At 62.6% G+C, this 12589-nt stretch carries 13 protein-coding genes; 1 reads left to right on the top strand and 12 read right to left on the bottom strand.

Features of this window, described 5'->3' with window-relative positions; all coding sequences use genetic code 11:
* The 12 genes from N5C88_RS28665 to flgB form a co-directional block, all read right to left on the bottom strand.
* Positions 1–880, bottom strand: an 880-nt coding sequence (locus tag N5C88_RS28665; RefSeq protein ID WP_280016705.1) for a Tar ligand binding domain-containing protein, incomplete at its 3' end; no start/stop codon positions are given.
* A 141-nt stretch (positions 881–1021) separates the two neighbouring features.
* A complete protein-coding gene (gene flgL / locus N5C88_RS28660; protein WP_118934111.1) occupies positions 1022–2281 on the bottom strand; it encodes a flagellar hook-associated protein FlgL in 1260 nt (419 codons plus the stop codon).
* Between the two features lie 47 nt (positions 2282–2328).
* Positions 2329–4002, bottom strand: coding sequence for a flagellar hook-associated protein FlgK (gene flgK / locus N5C88_RS28655; protein WP_118934109.1), 1674 nt, complete (start codon positions 4000–4002; stop codon positions 2329–2331).
* A gap of 70 nt (positions 4003–4072) precedes the next feature.
* A complete protein-coding gene (gene flgJ, locus N5C88_RS28650) occupies positions 4073–5050 on the bottom strand; it encodes a flagellar assembly peptidoglycan hydrolase FlgJ (RefSeq protein ID WP_280016704.1) in 978 nt (325 codons plus the stop codon).
* A 5-nt stretch (positions 5051–5055) separates the two neighbouring features.
* Positions 5056–6192, bottom strand: a complete 1137-nt coding sequence (locus N5C88_RS28645) for a flagellar basal body P-ring protein FlgI (RefSeq protein WP_059374452.1) — start codon at positions 6190–6192, stop codon at positions 5056–5058.
* A gap of 2 nt (positions 6193–6194) precedes the next feature.
* On the bottom strand, positions 6195–6884 hold the full coding sequence (locus N5C88_RS28640) for a flagellar basal body L-ring protein FlgH (protein ID WP_280016703.1): 690 nt from the start codon (positions 6882–6884) through the stop codon (positions 6195–6197).
* Complete coding sequence (gene flgG, locus N5C88_RS28635) at positions 6884–7669, bottom strand: flagellar basal-body rod protein FlgG (RefSeq protein WP_054456673.1); 786 nt, start codon at positions 7667–7669, stop codon at positions 6884–6886. The genes N5C88_RS28640 and flgG overlap by 1 nt, the downstream gene beginning before the upstream one ends.
* Before the next feature lie 65 nt (positions 7670–7734).
* Positions 7735–8499: a flagellar basal body rod protein FlgF gene (locus N5C88_RS28630; protein WP_059374449.1), complete on the bottom strand. Its 765-nt coding sequence runs from the start codon at positions 8497–8499 to the stop codon at positions 7735–7737.
* A gap of 37 nt (positions 8500–8536) precedes the next feature.
* Entirely contained in the window at positions 8537–10030 is a 1494-nt protein-coding gene (locus tag N5C88_RS28625; protein WP_280016702.1) for a flagellar hook-basal body complex protein, read from the bottom strand.
* A gap of 71 nt (positions 10031–10101) precedes the next feature.
* On the bottom strand, positions 10102–10800 hold the full coding sequence (locus tag N5C88_RS28620; RefSeq protein ID WP_118934101.1) for a flagellar hook capping FlgD N-terminal domain-containing protein: 699 nt from the start codon (positions 10798–10800) through the stop codon (positions 10102–10104).
* 20 nt (positions 10801–10820) lie between these two features.
* Positions 10821–11240 carry a flagellar basal body rod protein FlgC gene (gene flgC / locus N5C88_RS28615; RefSeq protein ID WP_054456669.1) on the bottom strand — a complete coding sequence of 140 codons (420 nt, stop codon included), beginning with the start codon at positions 11238–11240 and terminating at the stop codon, positions 10821–10823.
* A gap of 23 nt (positions 11241–11263) precedes the next feature.
* Positions 11264–11671 carry a flagellar basal body rod protein FlgB gene (gene flgB, locus N5C88_RS28610; protein ID WP_118934099.1) on the bottom strand — a complete coding sequence of 136 codons (408 nt, stop codon included), beginning with the start codon at positions 11669–11671 and terminating at the stop codon, positions 11264–11266.
* Positions 11672–11846: 175 nt separating this feature from the next.
* Here flgB and flgA point away from each other — a divergent pair, with 175 nt between their 5' ends.
* Entirely contained in the window at positions 11847–12560 is a 714-nt protein-coding gene (flgA, locus tag N5C88_RS28605) for a flagellar basal body P-ring formation chaperone FlgA (protein ID WP_118934117.1), read from the top strand.
* Positions 12561–12589 lie beyond the last annotated feature (29 nt).

The following is a 12589-nucleotide window of genomic DNA, read 5'->3' as shown; positions in this document are numbered from 1 at the left end:
GCTCAGTGCGGCTGGAGAGGTCCGTGTTGCCCGCCGAGATCTCGCGCGAGCCCACGTTGATCTCGTCCACGCCACGGCGCACCAGCGCCACGGTGCGGGTCAGGCTTTCCTGCATACGCTTGATCGCGCCAAACAACTGGCCGATCTCGTTGGTGCTGCGCACATCGATGCGACCGGTGAAATCGCCGGCCGAAATCTTTTCAAAATGATCCCCTGCTTCACGCAGCGGGCGCAGCACGGTCCGGCTGATGAACAGCCAGCACCCAACTGCCAGGGCCAGAGCGATCGCCAGCATCACGATCGTGACCGTGCGCGACACGCCGTGGGCCGTCTCGGCCTGCACCACCAGCTCGTCGGTGGTGGAGTCGATATGCGCCAGCACACCGCCCACCGCTTCCCTCAGCGCGGTGTTCGCTGCGCTGCCGGCATCGTTCAGATCCAGGTAATCCTGCACGGCCATGGTCGACAACGCGGCCGCCTGACGCTTGACCACGCCGTCGAACTGTTTGTAGGCGCTTTCCAGCTTTTGATTCAGAGCATCCGAGCCTTCCAGACGCGGTGCCTTGCGGTACGCATCCAGCGCCTGGGCGCCCTCCTGCATCAAGCCTTCCGCACGCTTGGCCTGCGAGATTGCCTGTTCGGTCTTTCCTTGCTGCAGATCCATCAGGGAAGTCGCCAGCAACAAGCGCCCGCGCAGGAACAGGATGTAAGCACGGTTCAGTTGCGAGGCTTGCGTGGAGTAGGCGTCGTTGACCCGCTCCAGCTTCTCATTGCTCGAGTTCAGCCCCATCCACGCCACGCCATTGGATATGAACATGGCGCCCGTGAAGAGCAGCAACACCAGAACGAGACAGGTGCGGACTTTCAAGTTGACAAGCATGGAATATCCGAGCGTTAAGCAATGTGAGACGACAATTTCCTACCCTGCACGCACACACGGACGCCCCGGCCCCTGGCCAGTAGCGTCCGCAAAGGCGCAACTCTACGCACCCGAGGGCGCGCTTTTGGACCTACCGCATTGCTACTTGCGGCTGAACAGGCTCGATCCCTGGATGGTCATGAACGCAGCCGAGGCCGCTTGCAACGCCACCTGGCGCAGCGCAAGCTGGCTAGCGCCCGCGTAGTAATCCAGGTCTTCGAGATCGGACAGCGATTTGCTATAGGACAGGCCCTTGTTCGTGCCGGTCGCGTCCAGCGCTTCAATTTCATTCACGCGGGCGCCGACAGACGCCGCCACGGTCTGCACATTGTCGAAATTGCTCGCCAGTTTCTTATTGGCGGTCGCCAATTCGTTGTTCAGCCTCGCAAGCGCAACCTCGTCGCCCGCGATGGGGGAATCGAGCACCTTGATCAGGCTGTCAAGCGTATTGAACAGGTCCACGTCGGCCGACTGGATGCTCTCCACGTTGATCACGTCACCGTTCTGGGGAGCCCCCTTGATTACCACCGAGATTCCGCCAAGATCGATCGCGGAGCCCTCGGTATAAGCCGTGGGAGCTGCAGGCGGCATCGGCGTGATCACAGGCGGAACCGGCGGATTCGCGTTCGGATCCGTCGTCGTCACCCGATAGCCCATGGTGCCCGTGGCCGGGTCCGCTTCAAACTGCAAGCTGAAATTCTTGCCGATGTTGGCGCTGCCGGGCGTCACCGATACGGTGCTGAACTGGGCGGTGCCGGTGTTCGCCGCCGCAGCGGTGCTGACGTAGGCTTGCGAACCAGGGTTAGCCCGGCTGAACACGTCGCTGCCAATGTCGCTGGAGGAAACCTGGCGCGACTGGTCGATCTGCACGGTGCGTTCGCCGGTGGCTCCGCTATACACGATCTTGCCCGTGGCGTCTTGCGCGTAAGGAATCTGTCCGCCCTGGTAGCCTGAGAACAGGTACTGACCGTTGCCGTCCGTACTGTTCGCCAGGCCGAGCAAGGCGTCGCGCGCACTCTTCAGGGCCGTCGACAGGGATTGACGGTCGCTGTCCGCGAACGTGCCGTTGCCTGCATTGATCACCCGGGTGCGCACATCAGTCAGCGCGGTCGTGACCGAATCCAGGATGTTGTTTTCCTGGGACAGGTTGGTCTTGGCAGTATTGCGGTTCAGCTGGTAGGTGGAGTTCATTGCCTGCGTCTGGGCGACGTTGATCGCCAGCGACGCCGACAGCGGATCATCCGCCGGACTCAGGAACTTGCGGCCGCTGCCCACCTGTTCGACCAGGCGGTTCATGTCGGATTCCTGAGAGAGAACGCCCTTCAGGCCATTCGAGTACATCATCGAGGTGCTCAGGCGCATGGTGAAGCTCCGGATTTATCTTTATTGGTCACGAGTCAATGATTCGATCAGCCGCGCAGACCCAGCAACGTGTCGAACATGGTGCTGGCCACATCAATGATGCGGGCGCTGGCTTGATACTGTTCCTGGTACAGCGACAGGCTGACGTATTCTTCGTTCAAGTTGACACCCGACACGGCCTGCTGCGCTGCGGTCTTCTGCGCGATCAGATTCCCCTGCGCGATGGCAGCAGTCTTGATTTGCGCGGTCTGCACGCCAACGGTATTGACCACCTGGGAGAACATCTCGGTAATGTTCATCGTGCCGCGGCCCAACACCTTTGCAGTTTGCAGTTGCGCCAGCTTCAGGGCGTTCTTGCCGTTGCTGTCGCCGCCGGCGGCGTCAGCCGCGGCAATCTTGTCGGGATCCGTGATCAGCACTTGCAGGTCGCGGGCCGCGTCGCGCGTGGGGGACAAGGACCACTTGTCACCCGCCTGAGGCGGTGCATCGATCGTCAAGGTCACGCCCATTTCGGACCGCAGGTCGAGCGTCGCCGAGGGCGGCGTGCCGGTGGCCGGGCCGTTGTAGACTTGCGTGCCTTCCGGCATGCGCAACACCCGGTAAGAACTGCCATCGAACGAGATTTCGTAGTCTTTGGCGTTGATGTTGTTCAGATCGGTGAACTGACCGGAAATCTGCGCGTTGCCCTTGTTGTTCGCGTTCGGCACGCCCTGCGGGTTGCTGATGCCGAAGAAGTCCGTGCCGGGCTTGCCGCTTTGGTCGAGCCCTTGCTTATGCTGTTCGTTGAAGGACAAAGCCAGGCCTACCGCCATCTGGCCCAATTGGCTCTGCATGACGTCCAGGGACGATGCCCGGAACTGGAGCAGGCCGCCGAGCTTGCCGCCGGTCACTTCCGCATCATTCAATTCCACCGCAACCGTCTTGCCGGCGCCAGCAGGCAAGGTGTAGGCGATGACAGTACGGCTAGTATCCTGGGACGAAGACACCGCCTGCAAGGGGTAGATCGTATTGCCCGACAGCAGCGCCTGGCCACCGTTGGCCAGCGAAATGCTGATCTTGTCGCCTTGTTCGTAGGTGGTGACGCCCACCAACTGGTTCAGTTCCATCACCGCCTGGTCGCGCTGATCCAGGAGATCGTTCGGGGGGCTGCCGCCAGCCTTGCCCGTCGCCAGCGAAATCTGCTGATTCAAGTCGTCGATACGCGACAGATAGCTGTTGACCTGGTCGACCGTGGTCGTGATCTGCGCATTCAAACCCATGCGCTGGTTCTGCATTTCCGAATAAGCCGAACGGATCTGCGTGGCCAGGCTATTGGCTTTTCCCAACAGATCCTGGCGTGCGGCCGGGTCAGCCGGCTTGCTGGCGACCGTGTTCATGCTGGTAAAGAAATTGGTCAGGCCGGGAGCGATGCCCACCGTGCGGTCGGCAAACAGATTATTGATCTGCGAGACCTGGTCGAACTGGGTCTGAAGCTGGGCGCCGCTACCCTGCGCGCCGACCAGTTGCTTGTACAGGAAACTGTCGTAGCTGCGCACGACGGTGTCGACCTGCACGCCACGGCCGATGAAGCCGTTGCTGGTGGCCTGAGCGCCGGCGGTCGAAACCATGACGCGCTGGCGGTTGTACCCGGCCGTGGTGGCATTGTTGATATTGTGGCTGGTGGTGGCCAAGCCTGCCTGAGCGGCGTTCAGCCCGCCCAGTGCCAATTTATACATGTTCATGCTGACAATGCCCCGTATTTAACCGCTGATATGCCTGGATATCCAATTAACGGCAGGAGGTGATCGGAATTTAGAGTCCTTCCAGCATCTGGCGAGAAATTTCCACCTTGGATGCCGCGCCTCGCAGCTGGCTCATCACGCCGATCAATTTTTGCGCGTACTGCGGATCCGTCGCATAGCCCGCATCCTGGATCCGGCGCGCCGCCTCGATCTCGTTTCGCGCCTGCGTGACGCCCTCGTAGCGCGGGCTGTTGCCGATCAGCCGGGCGTAATCCGCGAACGATTCCTCGTAGGACGCGTAGGCGCGGAAAGGTTGCGTCACCTTTTTCGCGACGCCATCTTCGTATTCGGTGGTCAGCACGTTGACGACCTGACCCTTCCAGCTGGAACCCGCCTTGATGCCGAACAGGTTGTAGCTGGTGCTGCCGTCCTGGTGCTTAATCTCGCGCTTGCCCCAGCCCGACTCCAGCGCCGCCTGGCCCATGATCAGGCGGGCCGGCACGCCGCTTTGCTGGGAAGCGAGATTGGCGGCGCGCGACATTTTGGACACGAAAGCGACCACGTGGTCGGGCGCGCCTTCCGCGGCGGCCAGCGCCCGGTTCTGCGCGCTGTTGTTGCGCATCACATTCAACAGGGCCGAGACTTCGCGCGAGCCGGCCGAGCGGAAATCGAGATCCGAACCCTCTCCCAGGCGCTTGACGGCATCCGCGCCCAGCTCGCCAGGCGTGCCCTGCTGCATCTGCGCCAAGATGGCACCAGACAATCCGATGCCGGGCGACGCCAGATGCAAGGCCAGTTGCTCGTCCGCCATGGACTGCAGCATCTGCGTCTGCTGCGAGTCGAACAGCCCCTCCTTGGGCGTCGCCTCGCGCATGCGCTTGACCATCATCTGCAGGAACAGGGCCTCGAACTGCTTGGCGACCTGCTTCTGCTGCTCGGTCCCCTCAGGATCTTTCTTGACGTCGCGCTTCAAGTCCGACAGGCGGCCCATGTCGAAGACCGAATCCTGCCGGCTGGCGCCGCGCGCCGCATCATTGGTGTAGGCCATGGCCGTCAGATGATTTCCAGTTCGGCGCGCAAGGCGCCGGCGGTCTTCATGGCCTGCAGAATCGCCAGCAGGTCCTGCGGCGTGGCGCCCAAGGCGTTCAAGCCCTTGACCACGTCCGCCAGATTGGCGCTGGTGCTCACGCGCTGCAGGGAGCCGTTTTCCTGGCGCACCTCGATCTGGGTATTGGGCACCACTACGGTCTGCCCTTCCGTGAACGGCGTGTCAGGCTGAGACACCTGGTTCTGGCGATTGATGATGACCGACAGATTGCCGTGAGCCACGGCGGCCTCTTCGATCATGACGGTACGATTCATGACGACCGAACCCGTCCGGGCGTTGATGATGACCTTGGCCACGGTGGGCGCGCGCGTCACCTGCAAATCTTCGAGCTGCGACAGGAAACGCGCCTGCGACGCCTGGTCCATCGGCGTACGGACCTGCACCACGCGCCCGTCCAGGGCGGTGGCGGTGCCTTGGCCGAACTTGCGGTTCAACGCCATGGACACATTCTGCGCCGTGCCGAAATCGGTGTTGTTCAGTTCCACGTAAACGTAGCCGTCGCGCGAGAACGTGGTGGGCACGCCGCGCTCGACAATGGCGCCGGCGCTGATGCGTCCGCCGTTCAACTGGTTGATCTGCACGCTGGAACCGCCGGCGGAGGCGCCCGCGCCGCCCACCAGGATATTGCCCTGGGCGATGGCGTAGACCTGGCTGTCGGCGCCTTTGAGCGGAGTCATCAGCAACGTGCCGCCGCGCAGGCTCTTGGCGTTACCCATGGACGACACCACCACGTCCAGCGTCTGCCCCGGGCGGGCGAAAGCCGGCAGCGTGGTCGTGACCATGACCGCGGCCACGTTCTTCAACTGCATATTGCTGCCGGGCGGAACGGTGATGCCCAGCTGCGACAGCATATTGGTCAGACTTTGCTGCGTGAACGGCGTCTGCCGCACTTGGTCACCGCTGCCGTCCAGGCCCACGACCAGGCCATAGCCGATCAGCTGGTTGCCCCGCACGCCCTGGATTGAAGCCAGATCCTTGAGCCGTTCGGCGTGCGCCGCGCCCGCGCCGGCCACCAGCCCGACCGAAATGCAGACGCGCGCCAACAAGGACACCAAGGCGGATATCGGATTCGGTTGTTTCATGTTCAGAACGGCGAAGCGATCAGGAAGAAGCGTTGCAGCCAGCCCATGGTCTGGACTTCGTCCATGACGCCTTTGCTGCGGTACTCGATGCGGGCGTCGGCCACCTGCGTGGACGACACGGTGTTGGTGCCGGTGATGGAGCGCGGATCGACCACGCCGGAGAAGCGCACGAATTCGCTGCCCCGGTTGATGGCGATCTGCTTTTCGCCCGCGACCTGCAGGTTGCCATTGGACATCACCCCCACCACCGTGGTGGTGATGGTGCCGGTAAAGGCATTGTTCGCCGTGCTGTCACCCTTGCCCTGCGACACATTGCCGCCCTTGGCGTCGGTGTTCAAGTTGGCGTTGGCCCAACTGTCCATGAAGGACGGCGCAGCCGCGATGCCCAGGGAGGCGCTGCCGCTACGGTTGGTGTTGGTGGCGACGTTCTTGGAAGCGTTGGTCTTCTCGTTCAGGACGATGGTGACGATGTCGCCCACGTTGCGCGGCCGGCGGTCCTCGAACAAGGGATAGTTGCCGTATGTCGTAGGCTGATAGATCGAGCCCGTGGGCTGCGCCATGGCCGTAGGCGGAGGCGGCGGCGCCGCCGTCGTCGGCCCGGTCACGATGGGCTCGGGCGGGATCATGGCGCAACCGGCCACCAGCATAGCCAGGGCCGCACTCGATACCAGGCGCAGAACAGACATAAGCATCACAGTTGAGTCAAGCGAGCCAGCATTTCGTCCGAGGTCTTGACGGCCTTGCTGTTCATTTCGTACGCGCGCTGCGTGGTGATCATGTTGACCAGTTCTTCGGCGACGTTGACGTTGGAGGTTTCAACGTACTTCTGCATGATCGAACCGGCGCCATCCACGCCAGGCTGCAACAGGTTGGCGGGTCCCGAAGCGTCGGTTTCCAGATACAGGTTTTCACCTACGCTCTGCAACCCGGTGGGGTTGATGAACGTGGCGATCTGCAGCTGGCCGATCTGTACGTTGATGCCAGCGGCGCCGGGCTGCGTAACCGAAACGATGCCGTCGTTGCCGATGGAGATCGACAGCGCATTGTCGGGGATGTTCATCGGCGGCTGGATCACGTAGCCGCTGACGGTCGTCAATTGGCCGTTCTGGTCGCGTTGCAACGCGCCGTCACGGGTGTAGGCCTGGGTGCCGTCAGGCAGTTCGACCTGCAGGAAACCACGCCCATTGATGGCGATGTCCATCTCGCTGCCGGTGTTGTTCAGGTTGCCCGCAGTGTGGATGCGCTCGGTCGCGGCAACGCGCGCACCAGTACCCAGTTGCAGGCCCGACGGCAGCTGGGTGGCGTCGCCGACCTGGGCGCCGGGCTGACGCAGCGTCTGGTACATCAGGTCCTGGAACACGGCGCGGCCGCGCTTGAAGCCATTGGTCGAAACGTTGGCCAAGTTGTTCGAAATCACGTCCATGGAGGTCTGCTGACCTTCCAGACCCGTCTTGGCGATCCACAACGAACGCATCATGATGAAGTACTCCTGGTGTCGCGGCCCGGCCGCGCGCAAAAATTGTTTCTAGTTCAGTTGCCGTATCAGGCGCTTACCGACAGGATGCCGTTGGCGCGTTCGGCGTTGCGGTCGGACTGCTGGATCACCTGCATCTGCTGCTCGAAGCGGCGGGCGTTGGCGATCATGCCCACCATCGCCGCCATCGGATTGGTATTGCTGCCTTCCAGCACGCCCGACAACAGCCGCAGGCTGGGGTCGGCGGGTACCGGAGGCGCAGGCTGGCCATTGACGGGCGCCATGCGGAACACGCCGTCGTCGCCGTGCACCAGCTGCTCGTTCTGCGGGTTGGCCAGTTTGATCCGGCCCAGGTTCAGAATGTTGTTCGGCGCGTCACCGGCGCCGATGGCGGTAATGGTGCCGTCCGCGGTGATCGTCAGCGCAGCCTGGTCGGGTACGTCGATGGGACCGCCCTGGTCCGACAGCACGGGTTGACCGAGAGAGGTCTGCAACAGGCCATTGATGCCGACCTGCAGGCTGCCGGCGCGGGTGTAGGCCTCGCCTTGCGGCGTCTGCACGGCGATCCAGCCGCGCTCGCTGGACAACGCCACGTCCAGATCCCGGCCCGTGGTCTGCATATTGCCCATCTGGAAGCTGTTGCGCGGCGTGGACGCCACCGTCGAAACACGCGTGGGCAGACTCGTCCCGTCCGTGACGGGCACGGAACGGTACAGCGCGATCTGCTCGCGGAAGCCCGCCGTGTTCACGTTGGCCATATTGTTGGAAAGCGCGGCCTGATGCTCGGTGATGCGCGCCGCGCCATTCATGGCGGTGTAGATGATACGGTCCATTGCCTATTCCGTCGGTGTCGTCTCGTGCCTGCCGGGCTTACTTCAGGTTCATCAGGACTTGCATGATTTCGTCCTGGGTCTTGATGGTCTGCGAGTTGGCCTGGTAGGTGCGCTGGGCAATGATCATGTTGACCAGTTCCTTGCTCATGTCGACGTTGGACGCTTCGGTAGCCTGGCCCACGACCCGGGACAGGCCGTTGGTGCCGGGCTGGCCCAGGATGGGCTGACCCGAAGCGGCCGTCTCAGTCCAGGCGTTGTTGCCCACAGGCTGCAGGCCCTGCAGGTTGGAAAAGTCCGCCAGCACGATAGTGCCAACGACCTGGGTCTCGCCGTTGGTGTAGCTGGCTACCAGGCTGCCGTCGGCACCGATGTTGATGCCGCTGAATTCACCCGAGGTGTAGCCGTCAGGTTTGGCCACCAGCTTGTAGGCGCTGCCGTATTGGGTGGTGCCTGCGTAGTTCATCGCGATGTTGATCGGATCGGCGGGCGTGGCGCCGCCCCCCGGGGCGGCGAACGACAGGTTCACCACCGGCGCGCTGGTCATCACGCCGGCTTTGTTGAACGTGAACTTCTGGGGATTGCCCCAAACGCCCGCTGCTTCAGTGGTAGGCGCCATGGCCTGGCCGTCCATTGTGTAATAGACGTCGTAGATGCTGTTGCCCGCCGCGTCCGCCGGACGCTTCACGAAGTACTGCATGACCTGGTGGGAATTGCCCAACGAGTCGAACACGGTCATCGGCGACGCGTTCGTGTAGGTGCTGGACAGCTTGGGGTCGAACGGCTTGCCGGTTTCGACCACGGCCGCCACGTACTCGGTGAACGATGCCATTTTCGACAGATCGCCGGTGACAACGCCCGTGGCGCTCACCGTCACACTATCCGCACCATTCGTAAAAGTACCGGCGGGGGGCAACCCACCACCCGGGGGAACCGTATCCACCAGCGTGGCGACGCCGGTAGCGTCGCGAGTGAAGGAATACACGGTGCCGGGGGCCGCGCCCAACGTGACCGTTCCAGGGACTGGAGCCTTGGTTTGCGTATCCACCTCGTAGATGACCTTCGCATTGGCATCCAGGTTCGCCACGGTCGTTCCCGTCGACGTCGCCTTGGGCGCCACGTTGGCCGTCGGAAGCTGCAATTCCACCGGATTCGCCCCGATCGCGCCCGCCGGATAGCCCGTCATGCGATAGCCCTGCGCGTTCACGATGAAGTTGTTCTTGTCGACCATGAACTCGCCGTTGCGGGTGTACATCACGGCGCCGCTTTGGTCGGTGACGCGGAACATGCCTTTGGCGCCATCGATCGCGATGTCGTACTCGCCGCCACCGCCGTTCACCGCCCCTACCGTGAAGCGCTGGCTGATGCCGGCAACCTTCACGCCCAGGCCAACGCGCGAACTGGCATAGACGTCAGCAAACGACGCAGTCGACGACTTGAAGCCGACCGTGCCGGAGTTGGCGATGTTGTTGCCGATGACGTCCAGGTTCTGCGCTGCGGCGTTCAAGCCGCTCAATCCTTGTCCGAAACCCATGTTTGTTCTCGCTAATCTTTAACTAGGGGAAGCCGCCGCCCATGCGCCGGCACCAATGCATTGCGCCAGCTTCAGGCGCCGATCACCTTGCGCACGTCCAGCATGCTGGTCTGGCCTTCCAGGCCCAGATCCAGCCTCAGGCCTTCAGTGGAGTACGCGACGCTCTTGACCTGGCCGTAGCTCAGGACTTCCGCATTCACTTTCTTGCCGTCGGCATCCGTGGCCAGGACGGACACGGTGTACGCGCCCGGTTCCAGCACCACGCCGTTATCGTTCTTGCCATCCCACGACAACGTGTACACGCCGGGCTTCTGGTCCTTCGTTTCGATCGTGCGCACGACCGCGCCGTTCGAGTCGGAAATGCGGATCTGCACCTTCTGGGCATCGCCCTGCAGGTCCAGACCATAAGGCGTGACGACACGGGCCTCGGGATGTTCCGCATCCACGCCGGACTTGATCTTGGAACCAGGGATCAGCACGCCCTTGCCTATCATGGCCACGGCGTTCATCGACTGAGACACGTCGATCTGGCCGCTGATGGCGAGCATGGTGTTCTTCAGGTTGGTGATGCCTTCCACCGTGGAGATCTGGGCCAGCTGGGAGGTCAGCTCGGCGTTTTGCATCGGATTCAGGGGATCCTGGTTCTGCAGCTGCGTGACCAGCAGTTTCAGGAACTGGTCCTGCAGGCCTTGCGCCGTGCTGCTGCTATTGGCGCCAGTTTGAGCCAGGCCCAAGCCGGTTTTGCTCGTCGATTGGTCGATAGTGGTCATGGATTAACTGGTTCCGGAAATTAGGACTGGCCGATGGTCAGGGTCTTCTGCATCAACGCCTTGGCGGTGTTGAGCACTTCCACGTTTGCCTGGTAAGAGCGCGAGGCCGCGATCATGTTCACGGTTTCGGCCACCGGGTCGACGTTGGGCATGCTGACGTAGCCCTGGGCGTCGGCCATGGGGTGCTGCGGGTCATAGACCTGCTTCAAGGGAGACTGGTCTTCGACCACGCCAGCCACGCGCACTCCGCCGATCTCCTGGCCCAGCGCCTGACCGGCCGGGGGATTCACCTGGAATACCACCTGGCGGGCGCGGTAGGGTTTGCCGTCGGGGCCGACCACGCTGTCGGCGTTGGCCATGTTGCTGGCCGCCACGTTCATGCGCTGCGATTGCGCGCTGAGCGCCGAACCAGCGATATCGAAAATGCTCAACAAGGACATTGCCTGCCGCTCCCTTTAAAGAATCATTCCTGAATTGCGGCCATCATGGTCCGGATACGGCCAGACAGCATCTGCATCGTGCTTTGGTAATGCAGGGTGTTATCCGCGAACTGCACCCGTTCGATGTCCATGTCCACCGTGTTTCCATCCATGCTGGGCTGGTACGGCAAGCGGTACAGGAGGTCGGTCGGCCCCTGGGATACGGCCTTGGCCGGAATATGGCGCGCGGACGTCAGCGTGAGCGAGGTATCGGGCAAGCGTTTGGTGCCTTCCATGGCGTTGGCCATGGCCGTCTTGAAGTCGAAATCGCGCGCCTTGTAGTTGGGGGTATCGGCGTTGGCGATGTTCGACGACAGCACTTCCTGGCGTTGCGCGCGCAGCCCCAGGGCCTGCTGGTAAAACCGGAAATCTTCATTGAGCCTGTCTAGCATCGGGGCGCCTTGGTGCGTTGCAATTCGGACAAAACAAGGGACCGGACAGACCGTTATCCCATTGGATGACGGCATCATAGGGGCCGGGGAGGCGACACAATCAGCCAAATAACCCGCCATTTCTCATCCAATTCACGTATTGCCGAATGCCGCGGACTTCTACAATTCCTCCATCATGAAAATATCCGCACCCCGACTCCGCGCGCGCGCCATCTGCCTGGCCGCCCTGCTGCTGCCCCTGGCTGCCGCGCAGGGACAGGAAGCGGCGACTCAGGCTCCCGAGGCCATCGCCCTTGCGGCGCAGACCTATCTACTGGACCAACTGGCTGGCCTGCCCGGGCAGCCTTCGGTAGCGATCGATCCTCCGCGCGCAGAACGCCTGACGCCTTGCGACGCCATGTCCCCGTTCATGCCATCTGGCATGAAGCTGCGCTCGCGCATGACGGTCGGGATACGTTGCAACGCGCCCAAACCATGGACGGCTTATGTCCAGGCGACAGTCAGCGTCCCGGGCCACTATTACGTCGCCGCTCGCATGATTGCCGCCGGACAGGCCCTGACACCGGACGACCTCGCCCCTAGGGACGGCGATCTGGTCACCCTGCCCCCGGGCGCGATCACGGATCCACAGACCGTGGTAGGCATGACCGCCGTTCACCGGATCAACGCCGGGCAAGCGGTGCGGGGCTCCGGGTTGCGCAACGCACAATCGGTGATCCGGGGCGCCAATGTCCGCATCAACGCTCGCGGCAAAGGTTTCGTAGTCAGCAGCGAAGGCCAGGCGTTGGACAACGCTGCGCCGGGCGCCACCGTACAGGTGCGGACCGCGGGCGGCCAAGTGGTCAGCGGCGTGGTGCGCAATGCCGGCCTGGTCGAAATACAACTGTAATTATTGTTACATATTGCATTGCACCAGGA

This window comes from Achromobacter sp. GD03932, from assembly GCF_029839485.1.
GTDB lineage: Bacteria > Pseudomonadota > Gammaproteobacteria > Burkholderiales > Burkholderiaceae_B > Achromobacter > Achromobacter bronchisepticus_A.
Note: the sequence above shows the minus strand (reverse complement) of the source record. Positions and strands in the feature narration are given on the sequence as shown.

Bases quoted from the DNA above. Each gene is read 5' to 3' on its own strand.
- flgA (WP_118934117.1), top strand. From the start codon at position 11,847: ATGAAAATATCCGCACCCCGACTCCGCGCGCGCGCCATCTGCCTGGCC.
- N5C88_RS28630 (WP_059374449.1), bottom strand. From the start codon at position 8,499: ATGGACCGTATCATCTACACCGCCATGAATGGCGCGGCGCGCATCACC.
- flgG (WP_054456673.1), bottom strand. From the start codon at position 7,669: ATGATGCGTTCGTTGTGGATCGCCAAGACGGGTCTGGAAGGTCAGCAG.
- flgK (WP_118934109.1), bottom strand. From the start codon at position 4,002: ATGAACATGTATAAATTGGCACTGGGCGGGCTGAACGCCGCTCAGGCA.
- flgB (WP_118934099.1), bottom strand. From the start codon at position 11,671: ATGCTAGACAGGCTCAATGAAGATTTCCGGTTTTACCAGCAGGCCCTG.
- N5C88_RS28645 (WP_059374452.1), bottom strand. From the start codon at position 6,192: ATGAAACAACCGAATCCGATATCCGCCTTGGTGTCCTTGTTGGCGCGC.
- flgJ (WP_280016704.1), bottom strand. From the start codon at position 5,050: ATGGCCTACACCAATGATGCGGCGCGCGGCGCCAGCCGGCAGGATTCG.
- flgL (WP_118934111.1), bottom strand. From the start codon at position 2,281: ATGCGCCTGAGCACCTCGATGATGTACTCGAATGGCCTGAAGGGCGTT.
- flgC (WP_054456669.1), bottom strand. From the start codon at position 11,240: ATGTCCTTGTTGAGCATTTTCGATATCGCTGGTTCGGCGCTCAGCGCG.
- N5C88_RS28625 (WP_280016702.1), bottom strand. From the start codon at position 10,030: ATGGGTTTCGGACAAGGATTGAGCGGCTTGAACGCCGCAGCGCAGAAC.
- N5C88_RS28620 (WP_118934101.1), bottom strand. From the start codon at position 10,800: ATGACCACTATCGACCAATCGACGAGCAAAACCGGCTTGGGCCTGGCT.
- N5C88_RS28640 (WP_280016703.1), bottom strand. From the start codon at position 6,884: ATGCTTATGTCTGTTCTGCGCCTGGTATCGAGTGCGGCCCTGGCTATG.